Source organism: Paraburkholderia nodosa (assembly GCF_001718195.1).
GTDB lineage: Bacteria > Pseudomonadota > Gammaproteobacteria > Burkholderiales > Burkholderiaceae > Paraburkholderia > Paraburkholderia nodosa_A.
Genome location: NZ_MCNV01000003.1, coordinates 216371 through 239344, shown reverse-complemented (window position 1 = coordinate 239344; position 22974 = coordinate 216371). Strand labels below are relative to the sequence as shown.

Annotated in this window: 24 protein-coding genes; 10 read left to right on the top strand and 14 right to left on the bottom strand. The window is 65.5% G+C overall.

The window, feature by feature from the left end:
• Window positions 1–61 precede the first annotated feature (61 nt).
• From rpsP to BFD71_RS07330, 6 genes are all read left to right on the top strand, one after another.
• Window positions 62–325: a 30S ribosomal protein S16 gene (rpsP, locus tag BFD71_RS07355; RefSeq protein ID WP_028206744.1), complete on the top strand. Its 264-nt coding sequence runs from the start codon at window positions 62–64 to the stop codon at window positions 323–325.
• 97 nt (window positions 326–422) lie between these two features.
• Window positions 423–1184 (top strand): ribosome maturation factor RimM, encoded by a 762-nt coding sequence (rimM, locus tag BFD71_RS07350; RefSeq protein WP_069262620.1) that lies wholly within the window; start codon window positions 423–425, stop codon window positions 1182–1184.
• Window positions 1185–1249: 65 nt separating this feature from the next.
• A complete protein-coding gene (gene trmD, locus BFD71_RS07345; protein ID WP_069262619.1) occupies window positions 1250–2017 on the top strand; it encodes a tRNA (guanosine(37)-N1)-methyltransferase TrmD in 768 nt (255 codons plus the stop codon).
• 149 nt (window positions 2018–2166) lie between these two features.
• A complete protein-coding gene (gene rplS, locus BFD71_RS07340) occupies window positions 2167–2562 on the top strand; it encodes a 50S ribosomal protein L19 (RefSeq protein ID WP_035522529.1) in 396 nt (131 codons plus the stop codon).
• 86 nt (window positions 2563–2648) lie between these two features.
• On the top strand, window positions 2649–3371 hold the full coding sequence (locus BFD71_RS07335; protein WP_069262618.1) for a CoA pyrophosphatase: 723 nt from the start codon (window positions 2649–2651) through the stop codon (window positions 3369–3371).
• 150 nt (window positions 3372–3521) lie between these two features.
• Window positions 3522–4460 carry a CobD/CbiB family protein gene (locus BFD71_RS07330; RefSeq protein ID WP_069262617.1) on the top strand — a complete coding sequence of 313 codons (939 nt, stop codon included), beginning with the start codon at window positions 3522–3524 and terminating at the stop codon, window positions 4458–4460.
• Window positions 4461–4539: 79 nt separating this feature from the next.
• Here the strand turns inward: BFD71_RS07330 and BFD71_RS07325 are convergent, their stop codons facing one another.
• From BFD71_RS07325 to BFD71_RS07315, 3 genes are read right to left on the bottom strand one after another with little or no spacing between them, the layout of a single operon-like run.
• Window positions 4540–4863 carry a putative signal transducing protein gene (locus tag BFD71_RS07325; RefSeq protein WP_028206738.1) on the bottom strand — a complete coding sequence of 108 codons (324 nt, stop codon included), beginning with the start codon at window positions 4861–4863 and terminating at the stop codon, window positions 4540–4542.
• A gap of 21 nt (window positions 4864–4884) precedes the next feature.
• Window positions 4885–5826: a ribosome small subunit-dependent GTPase A gene (gene rsgA, locus BFD71_RS07320; protein WP_069262616.1), complete on the bottom strand. Its 942-nt coding sequence runs from the start codon at window positions 5824–5826 to the stop codon at window positions 4885–4887.
• The gene (locus BFD71_RS07315; RefSeq protein WP_069262615.1) at window positions 5823–7100 is read right to left on the bottom strand and encodes a M48 family metallopeptidase; all 1278 of its coding nucleotides are present in this window, start codon (window positions 7098–7100) and stop codon (window positions 5823–5825) included. The genes rsgA and BFD71_RS07315 overlap by 4 nt, the downstream gene beginning before the upstream one ends.
• Before the next feature lie 112 nt (window positions 7101–7212).
• Here BFD71_RS07315 and orn point away from each other — a divergent pair, with 112 nt between their 5' ends.
• Window positions 7213–7842, top strand: coding sequence for an oligoribonuclease (gene orn, locus BFD71_RS07310; protein ID WP_069262614.1), 630 nt, complete (start codon window positions 7213–7215; stop codon window positions 7840–7842).
• A gap of 64 nt (window positions 7843–7906) precedes the next feature.
• On the opposite strand, the gene mog is transcribed toward orn, so the two are convergent.
• The gene (gene mog, locus BFD71_RS07305; RefSeq protein WP_069262613.1) at window positions 7907–8530 is read right to left on the bottom strand and encodes a molybdopterin adenylyltransferase; all 624 of its coding nucleotides are present in this window, start codon (window positions 8528–8530) and stop codon (window positions 7907–7909) included.
• Window positions 8517–9131, bottom strand: a complete 615-nt coding sequence (yjgA, locus tag BFD71_RS07300; protein WP_069262612.1) for a ribosome biogenesis factor YjgA — start codon at window positions 9129–9131, stop codon at window positions 8517–8519. The genes mog and yjgA overlap by 14 nt, the downstream gene beginning before the upstream one ends.
• A gap of 266 nt (window positions 9132–9397) precedes the next feature.
• Between yjgA and pmbA the strand changes: the two genes are divergently transcribed.
• Window positions 9398–10768, top strand: coding sequence for a metalloprotease PmbA (gene pmbA, locus BFD71_RS07295; protein WP_069262611.1), 1371 nt, complete (start codon window positions 9398–9400; stop codon window positions 10766–10768).
• Between the two features lie 95 nt (window positions 10769–10863).
• On the opposite strand, the gene BFD71_RS07290 is transcribed toward pmbA, so the two are convergent.
• The 9 genes from BFD71_RS07290 to BFD71_RS07250 form a co-directional block, all read right to left on the bottom strand.
• On the bottom strand, window positions 10864–11361 hold the full coding sequence (locus BFD71_RS07290) for a dihydrofolate reductase (protein WP_069262610.1): 498 nt from the start codon (window positions 11359–11361) through the stop codon (window positions 10864–10866).
• Between the two features lie 96 nt (window positions 11362–11457).
• A complete protein-coding gene (locus tag BFD71_RS07285; RefSeq protein WP_069262941.1) occupies window positions 11458–12984 on the bottom strand; it encodes a sigma 54-interacting transcriptional regulator in 1527 nt (508 codons plus the stop codon).
• Between the two features lie 16 nt (window positions 12985–13000).
• Complete coding sequence (locus BFD71_RS07280; RefSeq protein ID WP_141710612.1) at window positions 13001–14494, bottom strand: hypothetical protein; 1494 nt, start codon at window positions 14492–14494, stop codon at window positions 13001–13003.
• Between the two features lie 164 nt (window positions 14495–14658).
• Window positions 14659–15504 (bottom strand): peptidase C39, encoded by an 846-nt coding sequence (locus BFD71_RS07275; RefSeq protein ID WP_069262608.1) that lies wholly within the window; start codon window positions 15502–15504, stop codon window positions 14659–14661.
• Window positions 15505–15517: 13 nt separating this feature from the next.
• Window positions 15518–16240 carry a C39 family peptidase gene (locus BFD71_RS07270; RefSeq protein WP_069262607.1) on the bottom strand — a complete coding sequence of 241 codons (723 nt, stop codon included), beginning with the start codon at window positions 16238–16240 and terminating at the stop codon, window positions 15518–15520.
• 115 nt (window positions 16241–16355) lie between these two features.
• Window positions 16356–17933, bottom strand: a complete 1578-nt coding sequence (locus tag BFD71_RS07265) for a beta strand repeat-containing protein (RefSeq protein ID WP_069262606.1) — start codon at window positions 17931–17933, stop codon at window positions 16356–16358.
• A gap of 27 nt (window positions 17934–17960) precedes the next feature.
• Window positions 17961–18590 (bottom strand): hypothetical protein, encoded by a 630-nt coding sequence (locus BFD71_RS07260; RefSeq protein ID WP_176732841.1) that lies wholly within the window; start codon window positions 18588–18590, stop codon window positions 17961–17963.
• The gene (locus tag BFD71_RS07255) at window positions 18587–19087 is read right to left on the bottom strand and encodes a hypothetical protein (protein ID WP_069262605.1); all 501 of its coding nucleotides are present in this window, start codon (window positions 19085–19087) and stop codon (window positions 18587–18589) included. The genes BFD71_RS07260 and BFD71_RS07255 overlap by 4 nt, the downstream gene beginning before the upstream one ends.
• A gap of 122 nt (window positions 19088–19209) precedes the next feature.
• A complete protein-coding gene (locus BFD71_RS07250; protein ID WP_069262604.1) occupies window positions 19210–19755 on the bottom strand; it encodes a hypothetical protein in 546 nt (181 codons plus the stop codon).
• A 547-nt stretch (window positions 19756–20302) separates the two neighbouring features.
• Here BFD71_RS07250 and BFD71_RS07245 point away from each other — a divergent pair.
• Both BFD71_RS07245 and BFD71_RS07240 read left to right on the top strand, forming a co-directional pair.
• The gene (locus BFD71_RS07245) at window positions 20303–21688 is read left to right on the top strand and encodes a sigma-54 dependent transcriptional regulator (protein ID WP_069262603.1); all 1386 of its coding nucleotides are present in this window, start codon (window positions 20303–20305) and stop codon (window positions 21686–21688) included.
• Window positions 21689–22000: 312 nt separating this feature from the next.
• Window positions 22001–22972 carry a thymidylate synthase gene (locus BFD71_RS07240; protein ID WP_069262602.1) on the top strand — a complete coding sequence of 324 codons (972 nt, stop codon included), beginning with the start codon at window positions 22001–22003 and terminating at the stop codon, window positions 22970–22972.
• Window positions 22973–22974: the final 2 nt, after the last annotated feature.

Sequence of the window (22974 nt, the reverse complement as noted above, 5' to 3'; positions counted from 1 at the left end):
GTTTCGGGCTATAATCGCATGTTTCAGTAGTCCCGAACCCCCGGTTTTCAAGGATTTTCGTATGGTCATCATCCGTCTGGCACGCGGCGGCTCGAAGAAGCGCCCGTTCTACAACATCGTCGCAACCGACTCGCGCAACCGTCGCGACGGCCGTTTCATCGAGCGCGTGGGCTTCTACAACCCGGTCGCTACCAAGGGTGAAACGCTGCGTATCGCTCAAGATCGCGTGACGTACTGGAAGGAAAACGGCGCGCAAATGTCGCCGGCCGTCGAGCGCCTCGTGAAGGAAGCGCAAAAGACCGCCGCCGCTGCGCCGGCTGCTTAAGTCTTTAAGCGTCTTTTCAGTCTGTTGTCCGTGTTTCACCTGTGTACGCGCTGCATGATCCGCGTATGCAATATCAAGCTGGTCGCAAGGGGTGCCGATGTCCGCGCATGACGCCAAATCTGCCGTAGAGGCGAACGACGCGTCGGAAAGCGGGGCGCCCGAAGTTGCAGCCAGCGGCGCCGGCAAGGCTGCCGCCCGCGGCGCGCCGTCCTTTGGTGCGTTCGTGCGCAAGCCTGCGCGCGAGAGCGCCGCGAAAGCTGTGCCCGCAACCGGGACAGCCGGTGGCCTGCGCGCCGAAACCGAGGCGAGTTGGCCTGCCGACGCCGTTGAAGTCGGCGCCGTGATCGACGCCTACGGTCTCAAGGGCTGGCTGAAGATCGCGCCGCACGCGCAGGATAGCCAGGCGCTGCTTTCCGCTAAACGCTGGTGGCTCCTCAAGGGCCGCGAGGGTCAGGCGCATCGCGAGCGTCATTGCGCGGTGCGCGTGAGCGCCAAGGTTCATGGTGACAGCGTCGTTGGCCAGCTTTCGGGCGTGGCCGACCGCGATGCCGCGCTGCTGTTGCGCGGCGCGCGCGTGTACGTGAGCCGGGCCGAATTCCCGGCGCCCGCAGCCGATGAATATTACTGGGTCGACCTGATCGGCCTCGATGTCGCCAATGAGGCGGGCGTCGAGCTCGGCAAGGTTGCCGACCTGATCGACAATGGCGCGCAATCGGTGTTGCGTGTCACGTATGCGTCCACGGACAAGGATGGCAAGCCGGCCACCGGCGAGCGCCTGATCCCGTTTGTAGGCGTGTTCGTGAAGACGGTGGACCTGGCGGCGAAGCGTATCGTCGTCGACTGGGAAGCCGACTACTAAGCAGCGGCAACGCTGTGGCAACCCCGCCGCGCGCCTTGATTCAATTTCGCTGAACGGAGAGAGCGATGCAGTTCGATGTCGTCACGCTCTTTCCCGAGATGTTCCGCGCGCTGACCGACTGGGGCATTACCAGCCGGGCGGCGAAGCAGCAGCGTTACACGTTGCGCACGTGGAATCCGCGTGATTTCACGACCGACAACTACCGTACGATCGACGATCGCCCCTACGGCGGCGGGCCCGGCATGGTCATGCTGGCCAGGCCGCTCGAAGCGGCGATCGACGCGGCAAAGGCCGCGCAGGCGCAAGCCGGCGTGAGCGCCCCGCGCGTGCTGCTGATGTCGCCGCAAGGCAAACCGCTCACGCACGAACGCGTCATGCAGTTCGCGCAGGAGCCGGGTCTCGTGATGTTGTGCGGCCGCTATGAAGCGATCGACCAGCGTCTCGTCGACCGCTGCGTGGACGAAGAAGTGAGCCTCGGCGACTTCGTGCTCTCGGGGGGTGAATTGCCCGCGATGGCCTTGATGGACGCCGTGGTGCGCAACCTGCCGGGCGTGCTGGGCGATGCGCTTTCGGCGGTGCAGGACAGCTTCGTCGACGGTTTGCTCGACTGTCCGCATTACACGCGCCCCGAGGAATACGACGGTGTGCGCGTGCCCGATGTGCTGCTTGGCGGCCATCATGCGGAAATCGAGCAATGGCGTCGCCGCGAGGCGTTGCGCAACACGTGGAATAAGCGGCCCGATCTGATCGCGCGGGCCAGAAAGAACAAGATGTTGAGCCGGGCCGACGAGGCGTGGCTCGCTAGTCTCGCGAAGGGCTCGAACGAAGCGTAAGGCTTCGGGCGTGCGCGACAAGGGGCGCAAAAGGCGGTGCCGCTTCATGCGTGAACGGCGCCAGTTGTGAATCCATCCTCTATCGGGGCCGTAGTGCAGCAACCCTGCACAGGTACGAACGCCGACAAGATGGCATACGGAGTCAATCCATGAATCTGATTGAAAAACTCGAGCAGGAAGAAATCCAGCGCGTGCTGGGCGAGAAGACCATCCCCGAATTCGCCCCCGGCGATACGGTGATCGTCAACGTGAACGTGGTTGAAGGTAACCGCAAGCGCGTTCAGGCATACGAAGGCGTCGTGATCGCGAAGCGTAACCGCGGCCTGAACTCGTCGTTCATCGTGCGCAAGATCTCGTCGGGCGAAGGCGTCGAGCGTACGTTCCAGACGTACTCGCCGCTGCTGGCCAGCATCGTGGTGAAACGTCGCGGCGACGTGCGTCGCGCGAAGCTGTACTACCTGCGCAACCTGTCGGGTAAGAAGGCACGTATCAAGGAAAAGCTGGTGTCGAAAGACCGCGCAGCTGCTCCGGCCGAACAGGCGTAAAAGCTGTAAGAAAGAAGCACCCTCCGGGGTGCTTTTTTCTTTTTGGCCGCAAAATAATCTCGTGTACGTGTAATCCGGGACGCCCGTTGATCCGCCCAGTATTTGAACCCGAAAGCCTGCCGATCGAATCGACGGGCGCGAGCCTTCCGCAGGTCGCCGCGGAACGCCTGACCGCCGCCGGCTTGCGCACGCGCTTCGAGCAGCGCCTGCCGTGGGACCCCGAACCCCAGGAAGCCCGTCTGTTCGAGATGCGCGATCCGCGCGAGGCCGCCGTGCTCATGCCCATTGCCATGCGCCCGGGCGGCCTGACCGTGCTGCTCACCCAGCGCGCCGACAACCTCAGCAATCACGCGGGCCAGGTGAGCTTTCCCGGCGGCAGCCGCGAACCTTCCGACCCCACCCCCATCGCCGCCGCGCTGCGCGAGGCGCACGAGGAGGTGAACCTCGACCCCGCGCGCGTCGAGGTGCTCGGCGCATTGCCCGACTACCTCACCGGCACCGGCTTCAGGGTCACGCCCGTGGTCGGTCTCGTGCACGAGCCGTTCAGTCTCGCGGCGGACTCGCTCGAAGTGGCAAGCATCTTCGAAGTGCCGCTCAGCTTTCTCATGAACCCGGTGCATCACCAGGTGCGCGTGCTCCGCTGGGAAGGCGGCGAGCGGCGCTTTTATGCGATGCCGTATCCGGACCGCAATTCGCCGGACCTCGACGTGCCCGAACCCGTCGTCGCTTCCGGTGTCGGCTCCTCGCACTTCATCTGGGGGGCGACGGCCGGTATGCTGCGCAACTTCTACCGCTTCCTGCTCGCGTAACACGTCTGGCGGCGCGTGCAAGCGTCGCTGCGCACTGTTGCGAGTTTGCCGCCCGAATTGCCGGCGATGGTCAGGCACATCTGGCCCTGTGATATCGTTGCAACACTTTCATAAAACCCCTTTCGCAACCCGATCTGCACGGCGCGTCGCATGACCTTCTTTTCCGTATTGCTGGCTCTCGTCATCGAACAGGTGCGGGCGCTGTCGCCCAATAATCCGGTCATGGCGCTCGTGCGCCTCAATGCGGAGTGGGCCGCTCACGGCTTCGACGCCGGCAAGCAGAAGCATGGCCTCATCGCGTGGCTCGTGGTCGTGCTGCCGTGGACGCTCGCCACGGCGCTCGTCTACTACGTGCTGTACCACATCAGCTTCGTGCTGGCGTTCCTGTGGAACGTGGCGGTTGTGTACTTCACGCTCGGTTTTCGCCAGTTCAGCCACTACTTCACCGACATCCATCTCGCGCTGAACAACGACGACGTGCCGCGCGCGCGCGAAATCCTCCGCGAATGGACCGGCATCGACGCCGTGGACATGCCCGTGAGCGAGATCGTGCGCCACACGCTGATTCATGCGGTGATCGCCTCGCATCGGCACGTGTTCGGCGTGTTCTTCTGGTTTCTCGTGCCGATCGGGCCCGCGGGCGCCGTGCTGTACCGCATCGCCGAATACCTCGCGCGCGAGTGGGCACGTCCGGCCGAGGACCGCACCGAGGCGTTCTCGAACTTCGCGCAGCATGTGTTCTTCGTGATCGACTGGGTGCCTGCGCGGCTCACGTCGCTGGGCTTCGCGATCGTCGGCAACTTCGAGGACGCGATCTACGCCTGGCGCAACCACACGAACCAGTGGCCCGACACCAACGAAGGCGTGCTGCTCGCCACCGGCAGCGGCGCGCTGGGCGCGCGCCTGTCAGGCCCGCTCGCCGAGCAGTCCAGCGTCGATGTGCTCGCGCAGCCGGGCGAGGGCGGTCCGTACACGGTGGGCGACGACTGCACGCCGCGTACGCTGCAATCGGCCGTGGGCCTCGTGTGGCGCGCCGTGATCCTGTGGATGATCCTGCTGCTCATGCTGACGATTGCCGTCTGGCTCTGAGCGCCCGACGCTGAATCGCAGAAATGCAAATGGGCCGCTTCCAGCGGCCCATTTTCGTCTGGATCAGCAACTCACGCCGTCACTCGTCGCGCACGTCGCGATCGCGTCCGCAATTCCAGCACACGGTGAACTGCGCCTCGAGCACCTCGCCGCAGCGCGCACAGCGCCACGTGGGCGAGCCCGGCGGCGGCCCGTTCACGGCTTCGTCGATCAGACGCCGGGCGAGCTTCTCGTCGCGCTCGTCCACGAGCCACAGTTCGGGCGCGCACTGCTCGGCCGGAATCTCGCCCATCGCGCCGCTCAGATAGCGGTTGTGCAGCTCGCAGGGCACGCCCGCCGTCGCCAGGATGTTCATCCAGTGCTGGGCGATCAGCAGATTCGGCGCGCGCACGAGCTTGAGCATAGGCGTTGGGGCAGGTGGCGGTCAGCGCACGACCTGGCTGATCTCGTGGATGAGCTGCGCGTAGAGCGCCTGGCGCTCGGGCGCGATGCGGCCGTCGTCCACGGCTTCCAGAATCGCGCAGCCCGGTTCGTGCAGGTGATGGCAGTTATAGAAGCGGCAATGCGCGAGCAGCGGCCGGAACTCGGGGAACGCACGCTCCAGCTTGCCTTCGGTGAGGTGATAGAGGCCGAACTCCTGGAAGCCCGGCGAGTCGATCAACGCGCCGCCCTCGGGCAGCGTGTAGAGCCGTGTGAACGTCGTGGTGTGGCGACCGCTGTTGAGCGCCGTCGAGATCTCGCGCGTGGCGGCTTCGGCGTCGGGGATCAGCAGGTTCACGAGCGTCGACTTTCCCATGCCCGACTGGCCGAGCAGGATCGTCTGATGGCCGTGGAGATGCTCGGCCAGCACCGCGTGTGCTTGCTCGGGGCGGCCCTTCGCCGAAACCTCCAGCACCGTATAGCCCAGCGCGCGATAGCGTTCGAGGCGCTGGCGCGCAACCGGCAGCGCGGCCTCTACGTCGATCTTGTTGAGCACGATGAGCGGCTTGAGGTCGTTGGCCTCGGCGGCCACGAGCGCGCGCCCGAGCAGGTCCTCGCTGAAGTGCGGCTCGGTGGCGAGCACGATCAGCAACTGGTCGAGGTTCGCCGCGAAGAGCTTCGACTTGAACTGGTCGGAGCGATAGAGCAGGTTGCGCCGCTCGCCGATCGCGACGATCACGCCCTGGTCGGCGGAAGTCGACTGATACTCGACGCGGTCGCCCACCGCGACCTCGCTCTTCTTGCCGCGCGGGAAGCATTGCAGGTGCGCGCCGCCGCCGTCGGGCGCGACGAGATAATGGCGCCCATGGGCGGCGATCACCACGCCGTGCAGCGTGGCGCCTGCAGCTTTTGCGTTGCCGGCGGCTTTGGATGCGCGCCGGTTCATGCGTGCGCGAGCAGTCGGTCGATCCGCTGCGAAGCCGGCGGATGCGAGTAGTAGAACGCGGTATAGAGCGGGTCGGGCGTGAGCGTCGACGCGTTGTCCTCGTAGAGTTTCACGAGCGCGTTGACGAGATGCTGCGCGTCCGTTTGCGTGGCGGCGAAGGCGTCGGCCTCGAACTCGTGCTTGCGCGAGGAGAGGCTGCCAAGCGGCGTAACGAAGAACAGGAACACGGGCACGGCGAGGAAGAACAGCACGAGCGCGAGCCCTTCATTGCCGCCGAGCAGCGACGGCCGCACGCCGAGCCCCTCGTAGAACCAGACGCGCTGCGAGAGCCAGCCGAGCAGGGCGAGCAACGCGAGGCTGATCGCAAACGTGACGACCATGCGCTTGATCACGTGACGACGCTTGAAGTGACCGAGTTCGTGCGCAAGCACGGCCTCGATCTCGCTGCCGGACAGGCGCGCGAGCAGCGTGTCGAAGAACACGATGCGCTTGGATGCGCCAAAGCCCGTGAAATAGGCGTTGCCGTGCGCGGAACGGCGGCTGCCGTCCATCACGAACAGGCCCTTGGCCGCAAAGCCGCAGCGCTGCATGAGCGCCTCGATGCGTGAGCGCAGCGCTTCGTCGCGCAGCGGTTCGAACTTGTTGAAGAGCGGCGCGATGAAGGTGGGGTAGAGCACCAGCACGAGCATCTGGAAGGCGACCCAAACGGCCCACGTCCAGAGCCACCAGAGGCTGCCCGCCTGCTTCATGAGCCAGAGCACGACGAAGAGCAATGGAATGCCGAACGCGGCGCCGATCAGGAGCCCCTTGATGCGGTCCATGATGAAGATGCGTTTCGTCATGCGATTGAAGCCGAAGCGCTCCTCGACCACGAACTGGCGGTAGTAGTCGAGCGGCAGCTCGACCAGGCCGGAGATGGCGAGCACGGCCCCGACCAGCGCGATCTGGCCCACATATTCGCGCCCGATCGCATCCGAGATGCCGAGATCGAGCGCCTGCACGCCGCCGAGCAGCGTGAGCGCGATCAGCACCACGGCGCCGAGCACGATCTCGATCATGCCGAGGCGCGTGCGCGCGACCGTGTAGTCGGCGGCGCGCTGGTGCGCGGCGAGCGGAATGGTGGCGGTGAACTGCGCCGGCACCGCGCCGCGGTGGGCGGCCACGAAGCGGATCTGGCGCGACGCGAGCCAGAGCTTGGTCGCGACCATGGCGAGCACGCCGACGACGAACAGCACGCTGAAGTACAGCGCAGGGGAGGGGGACAGATTAGGCATCCAGGAAGTCCGTGGTATCTATGCGACAATTATATGTTCTCGCCGGCCGGGCATCGCATCCTGTCGATGCCGCGCACGCGCCGCGCCACCAACGCTCTCCGGGTTGCCTTTCATGACTGACATTACCGCTGCCGGCGCGCCGCTCATCGAGCGCACCGACATGAACCTGATCTGGCTCGATATGGAGATGACGGGCCTCGATCCCGACAACGACCGCATCATCGAGATCGCCGTGGTGGTGACGAACTCGACGCTCGAGAAGCTCGTGGAAGGCCCCGTGCTGGCCATCCATCAGCCGGAGTCGGTGCTCGACCGCATGGACGAATGGAACCGCAACACACACGGCCGCTCGGGCCTCACCGAGCGCGTGCGCGCTTCGACCGTCACGGAAGAAACCGCGACCGAGCAGATCATGGCGTTCCTTTCGCAATACGTGCCGCCGGGCAAGTCGCCGATGTGCGGCAACTCGATCTGCCAGGACCGCCGCTTCATGGCGCGCTGGATGCCCACGCTCGAGCGCTTCTTTCACTACCGCAACCTCGACGTGAGCACGCTCAAGGAGCTGTGCCGCCGTTGGCAGCCCACCCTCTACAAGGGTTTCCAGAAGCGCGCGATGCACACGGCGCTCGCCGACATCCACGAGTCGATCGACGAACTCAAGTACTACCGCGAGCACTTCCTCGTTCCGGCGCCGGGCATCGTGCCCGACGTGGCGGCAGGCGAGGCCGGCCCGGCACTCTGAGCGCCGTTGAGACACGCAGCAGCAGCGGCGCTGCCGCTGCTGCGCGATCGTTGAAGTTCGAGTGTCAAGCGCGCGGCGCCCGCTGCGCGTTCCTGGGCCGGAACGCCGCCACGACGTTCGGATCGGTTTCGATATACGGTCCGCCGATCAGGTCGATGCAGTACGGCACCGCAGCAAAAATACCGGGCACCTTCACCGCGCCCTGATCGTCGCGCAAGCCTTCCAGCGTTTCCTTGATCGACTTCGGCTGCCCCGGCAGATTGATGATGAGCGCCGCGTGGTCGTCGTTCTCGCGGATCACGGCAACCTGGCGCGACAGAATGGCCGTCGGCACGAAATTCAGGCTGATCTGGCGCATCTGCTCGCCAAAGCCCGACATTTCCTTTGTCGCGACCGCGAGCGTCGCCTCGGGCGTCACGTCGCGGCGCGCGGGGCCGGTGCCGCCCGTCGTCAACACGAGGTCGCAGCCGAGGCCGTCCACGAGCGCCGTGAGCGTCGCGGAGATCGTTCCCGCGTCGTCGTGGATCAGGCGCGTTTCGGCGCGCCACGGCGTTTTCAGCGCGTTGCCGAGCCACTCCATCAGCGAGGGAATGCCCTTGTCCTCGTAGACGCCGCTCGTCGCGCGGTCGCTGACCGACACGAGGCCGATCACGAGTTCGTCAGGATGGCTGCGCTCAGGCTTCGTCATCTTCGCGGTCCTCGTCGGCACGCTCGTCGTCCTGGTCTTCGCTCTCGCCGGCGCCCTGGGCGCTCGCGTCCTTGATCCACTGGAACAGCTCGCGGAAGGACCTGGGCGGCTTGCCTTGCTCCTGCTCGCGGCGCGCGTTGCGGATCAGCGTGCGGCCTTCCTGCGGGTCGGCGGCGGGGTGCTGGCGGATGAATTCGGTGAGCGCGGCGTCGTCCGCGAGCAGCTTGTCGCGCGTGCGCTCGATCCAGTGCAGGCGCGCCGTGGCGGCCCTGTTCACGCCGCGGTGCTCGTCGAGCTTCGTGCGCAGCGCGGCGACTTCGGCCTCCGTGAGCCCGCGCATCATGCGGCCCACGTACTGGAGCTGGCGGCGACGGCCTTCGTGGTCGGTGATGCGGCGGCACTCGTGGACGGCGTCTGCGAGGTCTTCGGTCATCGGCATGCGCTTGAGCGCGTCCTTGGGCAGTTCCACGAGGGCCTGGCCGAGTTCCTGGAGCGCTTCCATGTCGCGCTTGAGCTGCGATTTGCTCGGGCGATCGTAGCCGTTGTCGTCTTGTTCGGCGACAGCGTCGTTCATCGGTTGAATGCGGGTTTTGCGTTTCATGGGGCGTATTGTAGCGTGCGCGCGCGTGCGGCTCGGGCTGGAAGTCGGCGGAAAGCGGCGCCGGCGGCCCGATGCGGGTGCGGGCGTTGGTACGGCGGTTGGTGCGGGGGCCAGGCGGCGAAAGCGCCTGTGATGCGTGTTCACATACCTTGCTATGATCGCGGGATGCGCTTTGCGAACGCTGCGCGTTCCGAGGCACCTGAATCGACACCAGCGAAACACGACATCAGCGGGCCGCACCGGCCCAATACCGGACCGTAACGACAATGGCAGCAGACATCGAAGCCCGGCAACGCTTTTTCCCCCACACCCAGGACGAGCTGAAGGAGATCGCGTCAGACATCCTGCGGCACGCCAGCGCGCTCGGCGCGAGCGACGCCGCGACCGAGATTTCCGAAGGCGACGGTTTGTCCGTCTCGGTGCGGCGCGGCGAGGTCGAGACGATCGAGCACAACCGCGACAAGATGGTCGGCGTGACCGTCTATATCGGCAACAAGCGCGGCAACGCGAGCACCTCGGACTTTTCGCCGCAGGCGCTCAAGGACACGGTGGCGGCCGCGTACAACATCGCGCGCTTCACCGCCGACGACGACTGCGCGGGCCTCGCCGAGCGCGATCTGCTCGAAACAGCGCCGCGCGACCTCGACCTCTATCACCCGTGGAATCTCTCCGCCGACGAGGCCGTGGAAATCGCGCGCCGCGCCGAAGACGCCGCGTTCGCCGTCGACCCGCGCGTGAAGAATTCCGAAGGCGCGAGCGTGTCGGCGCAGCATTCGCAGTTCGTGCTCGCCACCTCGGGCGGCTTCATGCACGGCTATCCGTACTCGCGCCACTACGTTTCGTGTGCGCCTATCGCAGGCGTCGGCCGCAACATGCAGCGCGACGACTGGTACAGCTCGCGGCGCAGCGCGGCCGAACTGGCCTCCCCCGAAGCCGTCGGGCGCTATGCGGCCGAGCGTGCGCTTTCACGCCTGAACGCGCGCAGCCTCGACACGCGCAAGGTGCCGGTGCTGTTCGAGGCGCCGCTCGCGGCGGGCCTGCTCGGCGCGTTCGTGCAGGCTGTGAGCGGCGGCGCGCTGTATCGCAAGACGTCGTTCCTCGTCGACAGCCTCGGCAAGCCGGTGTTCGCGCCGCACATCCAGATCGTCGAGGACCCGCATGTGCCGCGCGCGGCCGGCAGCGCGCCGTTCGACGAAGAGGGCGTGCGCACGCAGCGCCGCGAAGTCGTGAAGGACGGCATCGTGCAGGGCTATTTCCTGTCGTCGTATTCGGCGCGCAAGCTCGGCATGCAGACCACGGGCAACGCCGGCGGGTCGCACAACCTGCAGTTCCAGAGCTCGCTCACGAAGCCCGAGGACGACTTCGAGGAGATGCTGAAAAAGCTCGGCACGGGCCTGTTGCTGACCGAACTGATGGGTCAGGGCGTGAACTTCGTGACGGGCGACTATTCGCGCGGCGCGTCGGGCTTCTGGGTGGAGAACGGCAAGATCCAGTACCCGGTGGAAGAAATCACGGTGGCTTCCACGCTGCAGGAGATGTTCCACCACATCGTCGCCGTGGGCGCGGATACGCTCGCGCGCGGCACGCGTCAGACCGGCTCGGTGCTGATCGAGCGGATGACGGTGGCGGGGCAGTAAGCGCCCTTTAGCGCCTTCTGCACAGGCTCGATGAAAAACGGCACGCCCTGGCGTGCCGTTTTGCTTTTGGGTGCCGCGCTGCGCGCCCCCGTCGATCAATCCCGCCGCACGTACCGCACGAAAGCGAAATCGAAGTCGTTCGGTGCATTCGCATGCAGCGACTCGCGCGACGTTTCCTGCCACACGTCGGGGTCGGGCGCGGGGAAGGTGGCGTCGCCCTCGAAGTCCGCGGAGATTTCCGTCACGACGAGCTCGCGCGCAAGCCCGAGTCCTTCGCCGTAGAGCTGCGCGCCGCCGATCAGGAACGCCGTGGGCGCCTGGTCCTGGGCCGCGAGCGCGAGCGCCTCGTCGAGGCTCGTGGCGGTGTCGCAGCCGGGAAAGCGCTTGCCCGCGTCGCGCGTCACGACGATGTTGCGGCGGCCCGGCAAGGCGCGGCCGATCGATTCGTGCGTTTTGCGGCCCATGATGATGGGCGCGCCCATCGTGGTGCGCTTGAAGAACGCGAGGTCTTCGGGGAGCCGCCAGGGCAGCGCGTTGTCGCGGCCGATCACGCCGTTGCGGGCGCGCGCGACAATGAGAGTGAGCGTCGTCATCGAAAGGGTAGAGGTGCGAGGTTGTAAGCTGTTCGCAGTCATTCTACCCGAGCGCGCCGGGCGCCCCGACGCGCTTCCCCTGCGGTATCGGCTCTTTCAGTCCTGCCCGTCGGGCGGCAATTCCGCCTGGTTTTCCGCATCGCCGCCAAAGAACGTTTTTTCGTCGCGCAGGCCGTGCGTGCCCATCAGCCGGTAAAGCGTCACGCGCGAGATGCCTAGGTCGGCAGCGGCTTCCGTGAGCCGGTGCCGGTGCCGCAGCAGCGCCGCCTCGATCGCGCGCCGCTCCGCGGCCTCGCGCGCCTGCGCGAGCGTGACCGTCTGCTGCGCGGTGAAGTGCGCGAGATCGAGATCCTCCGCCGAGATCAGCTTGCTTTCGGCCATCACGATCGCGCGGCGCACGCGGTTGATGAGCTCGCGTACATTGCCAGGCCAGTTGTAGTTGTACAGGGCCTCGATGGCGTCTGGCGTGAAGCCGCGGATGCGGCGCGCGCTGTCCTGCTTGAACTTGTGCAGCACGTGATGCGCGAGAATTTCGATGTCCTTGCCGCGCGCGCGCAGCGGCGGCTCGTCCACGCGCAGCACGCACAGGCGGTGAAAGAGGTCGGCGCGAAAGCGTCCGTCGCGCATCGCCGCCTCGAGATCGACGTGCGTGGCCGAAATGATGCGCACGTCCACGGGAATCTGCTCGCGGCCGCCCAGCCGCTCGATCTTGCCTTCCTGCAAAAAGCGCAGCAGGCTTGCCTGGCTTTCCAGCGGCAGGTCGCCGATTTCGTCGAGAAAGAGTGTCCCGCCGTTGGCCGATTCGACGCGCCCGATCTTGCGCTGGTTTGCGCCCGTGAACGCACCGCGCTCGTAGCCGAACAATTCGGATTGCAGAAGATGGTGCGGGATCGCGCCGCAGTTGATCGGCACGAAGGTCGCCTTGCGCCGCGCGGAGCGCTCGTGGATCGCGAGCGCCGTGAGTTCCTTGCCGGTGCCCGATTCGCCCGAGATGAATACGGTGGCATCGGTGTTGGCCACCTTGCGGATCGTGCGAAAGAGCTGCTGCATCGCTTCGCAGGTGCCGACCATCTCGTCATCGTCCTGGCTCGCGGCGGCGGCCGGCGTGTCGAGATCGCACAGCGACACCATGCCGAACGCGTGGCCCACGAGGTAGTCGAGCGTCGCATGCGCGACCGGCACGTGCACGTAGTCGAAGCAATAGTGGCGGATCAAGCGCCGCACTTCGGCGTCGGTGAGGCGCGTATCGTCGGTGAGCGCGATCCATCCCACCTGCTGCAGCCGCAGAATCGTCTCGAGGCCCGCGAACTCGCGCGGCGCGAAACCCGTGAGATCGATGATGCCGGCGTAGGCCGCCTCCGGCTTCACGAGGCGCGAGGCCTCGTGCACCGTGCGCGCGGTCGAGATTTCCCAGCCACGGCTCTTGAGGTAGGCACACAGCAGCGGGTCGGGCGTACGCGCGACATACAGCAGGGTGCGCTCGATGCCCGCCTCGGGCTTCGCATCGCGCGCGCGGCCCACGTCGGGGACATCTTCGGCAAGCGGCGGCCCGCCCACGGCGAGACGCTGCCCGGCTCCGGCGAGTGGTGTCACAGTGGCGCCCAGATGTGAGGATTCGCGCACGATCGGCCTCATGTGATCAGAAGGTGTAAGGGAATCGCACGCCGACGACGAAGTTCGGTGCATCGGGCGTGAGCCCGACGGACACCGCGCCGTTGATCGTCAGGTGCTTGTTCACCACGTGATTCAGGCCGAAGTTGAGCACCGAGGCGGTCGTCTGGCTGCCCGGCACGCCGGTCCAGGTGCCGCCCGGCGACTTGGTCTTCGACTGCGGCTCGATGGCCATGGTGTACGAAATGCTTGCCGAGTCCTTGTCCGAGAAGGCGAGCGCTACGCCGCCGCCGAACTGGATGATGTCGCCGAGCTTCACTTCGGCAGGCTCGGTCTGCCCGATCACCGAGGAGATGTCGGCGAACGAGCGTGAGATGTTGTACGTGTATGAGAAGCTGCCGAACAGCACCACGGGGTCGTAGGTCTTCAGCACCGAGATGCCGGCCGTGACGTTCCAGAAGCCCGTGCCTGTAGGCAGCTTGCTGGGAGCGACGAGATTGGTGTTGTCGGGCGTGATCTGCTGAACCTTGATGCCGAACGGCGAGGTGCCGGTCGCCGTTTTCACGCGCAGGCTGCCGACCACGTCGGGAATGCTGTTGGTTTCCTTCAGGAACTGGTAGTAGATCCCGAAGTTCACGTCGCCGATGGCGTTCGAATTGACCGATGCATCCGTGAGCGTGCTGGCCGAGCCGCCCGCGCCACCCACGATGAAGGTGCTGTGCCGGTAGACGTAAGGCACGTCCACATCGATGCTCATGCGGTCCGTGAGGCCGTAGCGCGTGTCGAGGTCGGCCGTGATCGTGTGCGACTTGGTCTGCCCCAGATTGATGTTGCCGAGAAAGATCGCGTCGAGTGCAAGAAAGCCTGAAAGCTGGAGCTGGCGCCGATCGTAGTAACTGTCGCTGATGCCCCAGTCCAACGTCAGCTTGTGGTCGAAGAGCGGCGCGTGCTCGCGCTGCACGACCGCCTCTTCGGCTTGCGTGCGCGACGGCTCGGCGCTCTTTTGCGTCTCACCCACGGTCGGGCTGCCGGTGTTGGGATTGACGCCCGGGTTGATACCAACGGGCGCGCCCTGCTGCGGCCCGCTCGCGGCCGAAGTGCCGGTCGCACCATTGGTCGCGCCCGCGTCGGGCGAGGGCGGGTTCACCGGCACGCCCGTGGCCGTGCCGGTGAGCGAACCCGGCGCCGTCGCGCCCGGCAGCGCCTGGGCGAGCGGCGGCAGGGGCACAGGCAGACCGTCTGCGCCCGGCTGTTCCGCGACCGTCGAGTAGGACGCGGCGTCAGGCGCGCCCGCGCCCGGCATGCCGCGGCCGCGTTGCGCCATTTCGAGGTTCGTCACCTGGCGCTCCAGCGACTGGATTTGCCTCTGCTGCTCGTCGACGACGCGCATGAGCGTATTCAGGCGGTCCTCGATCGACTGGCTTTGTAGCGCCTGCGCGTGGGCGGATTGCGAGAGCGCGAATAGTAAAACGGCTGCTGGAATGGCGGCCAGCGACACGTGTGGCGCGGCCGCCCTGGACATCATCTTCATTGTTCTTCCCCCGGGATCGAATGCGGGCGCCCGGCGGAACCCCCTGGTTCCACGCCCGCGCACGTCGATGCTCCTCATTCAAAGTGCTGCTTCTCGCGCGGGTCCTTGCCCGCGTGGTGGTCTCCTTGACTGGCACGTCTCGTGTAGGCCCTCGGTTAGTGGAGATTTCGCAGAGCCTGTAATACGCCGGTCTGCCGGATCATTTGCGACGTCATCTGCTGCGTCTGCAGACTCAGTTGCAACTGGTTGGCGACCTGCTGGTTGTTGCCTGCGACCTGGAGTAACTGGGCGATCGCGCCGGCTTGCTGCATGTTGCCCGGCACGATGTTCTGCGTGGCGATGCCCGCCGGCGTCTGCAGCGTCACGTTGACGCCGTTACTGCCGAACGAGATGCCCGCTCTTATGCTGCCGGTCGCGTTCGATGCCGACGCGCTCGACTGGTTGGCGGCGCCAGGCAGATTCGCGAGGTGCGGCGCGTTGTTGTCATAGGAGATGGTGGCGGCATTGGCGCCCGTATTGCCGTTGCCGGCCACCTGGGTGATCTGCGAGACGCCGTTGACCGAGACGTTCTGGCCGCCGGTGGCCGTCGCGTTCGGGTTTGCGCCGCTGTTTGCGCCCGTGGCCCCGCCCTGCGTCGGGTCGATCACGGTTGCATAGGTCTTCACCTGCGCGCTCACCTGGTTGGCCGCGTTCTGGGCGACCGCGAGCGCGCCTTGCGCGACTGCGGTCGCGCCGTTTGGCAATTGCCATTGAGAAAGCAGGTTCAGAACGAACCCGGAAATCATGTCGCTGCCGGCATATTTGCCGGTCTGATGCGCGAGCACGTCGTCGCCGACGGCTTCGCAGCGGATGCCTTGCGCCTGTCCGTCGGCGTTCGCGAGAAACGCCGGCACCGGTTGCGGCAAGCCGATGCCTTCAGCCGCTAGCGCACCGCTCGAAAAAGCGCAGGCGAGCGCGCAGACGGCTGCCGCGATGCCACACTGTGAGAGGTTGCGTTTCATGATTCTTCGGACTTCAGAACATGACGGCCTTATCGAGGCCGTACTCGAAGAAGGGAGTCGCCGCGGTGCCATTGAGCAAGGCTTGTTCACGCAGCTTGAGCGCGAGCGACTCGTTGTTCTGCAACAGCGGAGAGTCCTCCAGGAACGGTTTGCCGAGCACCGCGAAGACGAGGCCGTTCCATGTTTTGGCGAAGTCGTCTTCGGCGACGATCCGGTTGCCGAGCGCGGGGTCCGCAATGAAGATGCGGCCGTTCTCGGCGTGCTTGACGATCACGAAGTGCTCATAGCCATCGATGTTCATGAGCACCAGCACGGGAATCTGCAGGTGGTAGAGCGCGTCGGTATTGACGCGAAAACCGCGGCCGCGCAAGCCGATCGTCTCGACGAACTTCTTCATGTCGAGCATGGAGAAGCCGTTCTTGACGACCACCTCGGGCGTGGAGAACACCATCATCTGGCGGATCAGCTCAGGTTCGGGGATGTCGATGCCGTAGCCATACTTGAGCAGTGTGGCGAGTGCGGCGGCGCCGCAGCTGTAGTCGTACTGCTGGCTGACGATGCTGCGATAGCGCAGGTCCCGCATCGAGTGGAGCGGCAGCTTCACCGGCACGCCGACGAGGTGGGTCGCGTCGAGCGTCGACTGCTGCGCATGCACAGGCACAAGGGCTGCGCTGGCCGAGAGCGTCAGCGCGACGACAAACATCCTTGATGCCGGGGTCGATACGGGCCCGGACATGGTGGTCTCCTGCCTTCTGGTATGCGCGCCGGCTGCGGTGGGACAGCCGGCGCGCGTTGCTTGCTGCGTTTTCTGCCTGGGGCGAGCCCAGTTCCTGCAGTGCTGCCAACCGTGCTTAGTGGCCGTTGTTCATCGCGGCGATTGCCATGCCGTTGTGCTGCAGGTTGCCGATGCCGCCGGCAATGTTCACGCCGATGTTGCCTTGCGCGCCGGTGAGCGTATTGGCGCCGAGGCTGGCCGTACCCTGGAACTGGCCGACTGCCGACATGTTGGCGTTCTGCGAGCTGTTATCCGTCGCGACCATCGCAACCGTCGAGTAGGCACCCGGGGTTGCCGTCGTCACCGAGCCCGCAAGACTGTTGTTCTGCGCGTTGCCGATGCCGGATGCGACGTTCACGCCGACGTTGCCCGATACGTTGGCGAGAGAGCCGTCGCCGACAGACGCGTTCAGGTTGAAGTTCTTCACGTGGGCGCTACCGCTGGACGCCTGCGTGTTGAAGATCTGCGCGTTGCCGAACACGTTGCCCATGTCGACGGAAGCGAGCGCGACGTCGTTGCTTTGCGCGTTGTTGATGCCTTCAGCGATGTTCACGCCGAGGTTGCCCGTCACGCCGGTTGCTGCGCCGTTGCCGGTATTGGCGTCGAGCGTGCCCGCCTGTTGTGTGTTGATATGCTGCGTAACGGAGCCGGTGGTGTGCTCGTCGACGGTGTTGAGCGAGTCGCTCACGTTGTAGCCCCAGCTCTTGCTCGAGCTCGAGCTGCGCGACGACGAGTGGCTATGCGAATCCGAGCTGGAGCTCGACGAGCTGTACATGGATGCGTACGTGCTCGACGAGTTCTTCGACTTTTCGCTCGTGCCGTTCACGCTCGTCGAAAGCGCGGCGCTGGCCGTGCCGTCAGCATGAGCCGTATTGGCGGTCGTCGAGCTGTTGCTCGTATTCTTGTTGTTGTTCACGGACCAGGCCGCGCCGACGTTCGTCGTGTCGCTGTTGTTGTGCGAGTTGGTCGTGGTGTGCGACGTGCTTTCCGAGCCAGTGAGGTCGATGCCGGCCGAGCCGTTCCGGTGGTTGCCGGTGTGCGACCACGATGCGTTGGCCTGGAGGCTGCCATTGCCGCTCTGCGACTTCGTCGACGTGTTGTTGCCTACGCTGCTGTAGCTCGTGCCAAGGGCCGCGCTGCCCGTGTCGCTATAGGTGCTGGCAGTCGTGTGGTCATGTGTGCTGCCATTGTCGGTCGCGACGTGATAGTCGGCGCTCGCGCTTGCGTTGAAGGTCTTGCTGAAGCTCGAGTTGCTCGACGAGCTCTTCGAGTTCGACGCATTCACTTGATGCGAATGCGACGAACTGCTCGACGACGACGAGCTGCTCGACTCGCTCGAGCTCGAGGACTTCGAGAAGGAATTGCTGCCCGTGCCCGTCACGCTCCACGTGGTGTTGTTCACTGCCGTGGTGATCTTGCCGCTGTTGTAGCTTTGCGCTTGCGGAAGCAGCGTGCCGCCACCGGTGGTCTGGTTGTTGTTGATGACGGCGCCGGCGGTGCTCGAAACCGAGACGCAGCCGAACAGCGCGACAAAGCCTTCGATGCCTACGTATTGCGTGACGCCTGTGGCGTTGAAGAGATACGCCGAATTTGCCGCGTGAGCGGAGCCTACCGCCGACGCAAGAACTGCCGCTGCTATGAGGGTGCGCTTCATGATTTCGCTCCGATACTGAGTGGTCAGTTAAAAAAGAGTGCCCGCCGGGGGACGGAGCACAAAACTGTTTGCCGTAGCGTTACCGGCGCCGGCCGTCTGGTTCACCTGCACGAGGCCCGTCGCATTCCTGAATGCCGCATTGTCGATGCGTACCTCACGAATACCCCCTGCCTGGGCCATTTGCCCCTGACCGCCGTTTTGAGCAGCCGCCGCGGACAGTTCCCCGTCCGAGACCGCCACTACACCAATCGCACCACTGCTGATGAGAGCAGTGTTGCGCTGGACATTGCCCACGCCCGCCGACTGATTCACCATCATTGCGCCGTTCGCGTTTGCAAAAGCTCCTGCACCTATCGTCGCGCTCGCGCCCTTGAGTCGCGCCGTGACGCTGGCGAGCTGCTCGTCGCCGTTGACGTTGATCGACACGTTGCCGGTCGTGATCGTCAGCTGGTTGGCCTGCGCGTTGTCGACACCCGCGGTCTCGTTCACCGTGAGCGCGCCGGTCGTCGAGGTGGCGGCGCCCGGGGCGATGCTCGCCGTCGCGCCGACGCTCACCTGGGCCTGCGCGGCGCTCGCGAAGGCGAGCGCGGCGACGCCGGCGAGCGCGCCGGAAAGCGCCGTGCGCCACGCGCGTGACGTCTGGATCGAACGGCTCATTTCATGCCTCCCATGGCGCCCGAGAGTGGGGCGAGCGCGCCTGTGATCGTCGAGGAAATCGTGCCGCCGAGACCGGCGCCGACGCCGCCGGTCGCGCCGGCTCCGGCCGCCACATTCGAGCCGGTTGCGCTGCCCGTGAGAATGCGCGTGAGCGCCTGGACGCCGGCGGTCTGCGCACTCAATGCGCCGTTCGCGTTGACGCCGCTCGAGCCGTGCGCGTTGGTGAGATCGGTGTCGGTGACGAGCGTCGCCATCGCCGGGTCGAAGCTGTTCTTGGGGAAGGTTGTGGCGCGCACGAGCACCGGGTCCTGATTCTTCGGCACGTTGTCGAAAGCGCTGCGCGGCGTGATGTCTCGTTCGACGATGACGTCGCCGGGATTCGTGACCTGCTGGGCGGCCACGCCCGCCGTGACGCTCGCGGCCAGTAAGCCGCACAGGGCGGCGGCGAACTGGGCCGACCGGCGGCGGGTGCCGCGCGTCGCATTGCGTGCTCTCATGCTGGTCTCCTCCTGGCCGGAGTCGGCACATCGGCGCCTTGTCCGGTCATTTCGTCCTGGCCGCGCGTGTTCGCAGCGAACCAGGACACCGCGCAGCAAGCGGCGCGGGTGCTATCTCATCGTTACTTTCTCGTGTAGCTCGCGAGGTTGCCCTGCGTGTTCTGGGTCGCGTCGACAGGGATTGGCAGCGGTGCGGGCGGCGCGATTTCGTCCCAGAGCGTCACGTTGTTGTTGCCGCGCATCAGTTGCGGGGTGGCAGCCATCATCACCATGCCGACGGCGCCGCCGCGCTGGCGCGAAAGCGTCTGGTCGTCGAGAGAGCCGATGCCCGCGAAGACGCCGTCATTGCCAAAGGCGACGGGGTCGGCCGGGGCGGGGGCGCTGGCGGACGTGGTGCTGGCCGGGGCCGCGGCTGTCGAAGTCGTGTCGCTGGCCGGCGTGCCCACTGCTAGCGTGGCGGGAACGAGTGCCGCAGGTGTTGCAGGAACGACATCCGGGGTGGCGCTGGCGACGCTGGCAACCGCAGTTGGCGCGGCAGGTGCATCGTCCACTGCCTGTGCGCGAGCACCGGGCGAGAGTAGGAGGAGGGCGGCGGGAACGAGCATGGCGGCACATGCACTGCCGTAGCCAATGACACTGCGCCGGACCTGCTGGATGTTGAGTCGCATGGCGTATCTCCTGATGCGAGACATTTAGCGAAACGTGTGCCATCGCCCGCAATCCATTGATACGCTTCGAACCGCACTATTCTCTGCAAATTTTGAATGGCGGATATTCGCCAAAATGTTTCAGCGCTGAAACGTGGGGCTGTTTAAACCCGTTTGGAATGCGATACGGGTTTCAAAGGAGAACGTTTGCGCGCCAGACACTTAACTATTGAGAGAAAGGAAACATCCGTAATTCTTTCTGCACTGACAAAATGCCGGAAAACTAGTGGAAACATTTCCATCGGTCCCTTATCCATTCCCATTGCATAAATTCTATCCAAGTGCCACGAGGCTATAGTAAGCTTCAGAAAAAGCCGTAATGCCTAAAAGAAAACGCCCGCAACTGGGCAAGTTGACACACACGCCACAACTCGGGGATTCACTGTCAGCAAAAGCATGCGCGTTCACTGTTTTTCAGGTACGCGAAAGCCGCTTTTTGCTGCGTGTCTGTACATTCAGGTGCGTGCCGTCATTCCCAAACGATGGTGTTGGCAAGAGGATCTGAATAATGGAACCTGCAACGCGGCAATTGGTGTACGTGACGCGAAAACCGGTCGAAGCGTTGAACGAGCGGTTCCACGAGCGTGGCTGGCAGGTGGAGATCGTCGGCAACGCACGGGACGCGCGGCGCGCTCTGCGCGCAGGGATGCCTGCGGGCGGGCTGCTCGATCTTTCCAGCGAATTCCATCTGCATGAAATCGGCTCGTTCGAGCCGTGCCTCACGCTGCCCAATGTCGGCTGGGTGGCTGCGACCACGACGGGCCAGCTGCAGGACGCAACGCTGCGCCGTCTGGTGCGCGATTACTGTTTCGATTACGTAACGGTCCCCTGGAACGGCGATCGGATCGTCGATTCCGTCGGCCACGCGTATGGCATGGTCTCGCTCTGCGAAGTCGCCTCGAACGACACCACGGGCGGCACCGAAGGCGAAATGGTCGGCTCGTGCGAGGCGATGCTGGCGCTGTTCCGCTCGATCCGCAAGGTCGCGCTGACCGATGCGCCGGTGTTCATCTCCGGCGAGTCGGGCACGGGCAAGGAACTCACGGCGGTGGCGATCCACGAGCGCTCGGCGCGCCGCAGCGCGCCGTTCGTGCCGATCAACTGCGGCGCCATTCCCCCGCACCTGCTGCAGTCCGAGCTGTTCGGCTACGAGCGCGGCGCGTTCACGGGCGCGAGCCAGCGCAAGATCGGCCGGGTCGAATCGGCCAACGGCGGCACGCTTTTTCTCGACGAAATCGGCGACCTGCCGATGGAAAGCCAGGCGAGCCTGCTGCGTTTCCTGCAGGAAGGCAAGATCGAGCGCCTGGGCGGTCATCAGTCGATTCCCGTGGACGTGCGCATCATCTCGGCCACGCACGTCGATATGCGCGCGGCGATGGTGGAAGGGCGCTTCCGCCAGGATTTGTATCACCGTCTGTGCGTGCTGCAGATCGACGAGCCGCCGCTGCGCGCGCGCGGCAAGGACATCGAGCTGCTCGCGCGGCACATGCTCGAGCGCTTCAAGAAGGACGGCAGCCGGCGCCTGCGCGGCTTTTCGCCCGACGCCATCGCCGCCCTGCACAACTACAGCTGGCCCGGCAACGTGCGCGAGTTGATCAACCGCGTGCGGCGCGCCATCGTGATGTCGGAGGGCCGCGCGATCACGGCGCGCGATCTCGAACTCGGCGACTACGTCGAGGTGGTGCCGGTCTCGCTCGCCCAGGCGCGCGAAGCCGCCGAGCGCCAGGCCATCGAACTCGCGCTGCTACGCCACCGCGGCCGCCTCGGCGACGCCGCCCAGGAACTCGGCATCTCCCGCGTGACGCTGTACCGGCTCTTGTGCGCGCATGGCATGCGCCATATGGAAAGCGAGCCGCTCGCGCCGCATCCGGGCGGCCTGGCTTCGGGCGGTTGAGGCGGAGTGGGGTTGCCTGAGGGCGCTTGACGTCGATTGAGGCGACCGGCACTTTCGTGCTCTACGCGTGGATCGCGCGCCGTCGCTTTGCGCAGCCTTTGCCATGCGTTTCGTTTCGCTGCGTCTTATAGCGTCGCGAGACTTTCTCCGGGCTCGTCGTAGTCCGTCCTGTGGGCGTTCCGCCCTTGTCACCGTTGCGTGATGCACTTGCGCTTTCGGCGCGGCCGACCCGGGACGCGCGCGCCGGGTAAAATCCTCCTTTTCCATCCTGAATCCGAACCGGGCGCCACGTGCCCGACGAGGGAACCGCGCATGAAACAGTATCTCGAGCTCGTCCGCTCGATTCTCGACACCGGCACCTGGCAGGAAAACCGCACCGGCATCCGCACGATCAGCCAGCCGGGCGCCATGCTGCGCTTCGACCTGCAGGAAGGCTTCCCCGCGGTGACGACGAAGAAGCTGGCATTCAAGTCGGCCGTGGGTGAGCTGATCGGATTTTTGCGCGCCTCGCGCAGCGCAGCCGACTTCCGGGCGCTGGGCTGCAAGGTCTGGGACGCCAACGCGAACGAGAACGCCCAGTGGCTCGCCAACCCGTACCGCCAGGGCACGGACGACCTGGGCGACGTGTACGGCGTGCAATGGCGGCGCTGGCCTGCTTACAAGGTGCTCGACGGCGACGCCGCCGCACAGCTCGCCGACGCGCAGTCGCGCGGCTATGCGCGCGTGGCAGAATTTACCGAGGATGGCCGCTCCAAGGTGCTGCTCTACAAGGCGGTGGACCAGCTGCGTCAGTGCCTCGATACGATCATGAGCAACCCCACCGACCGGCGAATTTTGTTTCATGGCTGGAATCCGGCCGTGCTCGAAGAGATCGCGCTGCCGGCTTGCCATCTGCTGTACCAGTTCCTGCCGAACCCGACGAAGCGCGAAATCTCGCTGTGCCTCTACATCCGCAGCAACGATGTGGGCCTCGGCACGCCGTTCAACCTCACCGAAGGCGCGGTGCTGCTGCACCTGGTGGGCCGGCTCACGGGCTATACGCCGCGCTGGTTCACGTACTTCATCGGCGACGCGCACATCTACGAGAACCAGCTCGATATGCTCAACGAGCAGCTGCGCCGGGAGCCGTACGCGAGCCCGCGTCTGGTCATCTCCGAGCGCGTGCCCGAGTACGCGAAGACGGGCGTCTACGAGCCTCAGTGGCTCGAAAAGGTCGAGCCGTCGGACTTCTCGCTCGTCGACTACCGGCATCACGAGCCGCTGACCGCGCCGATGGCAGTGTGAGG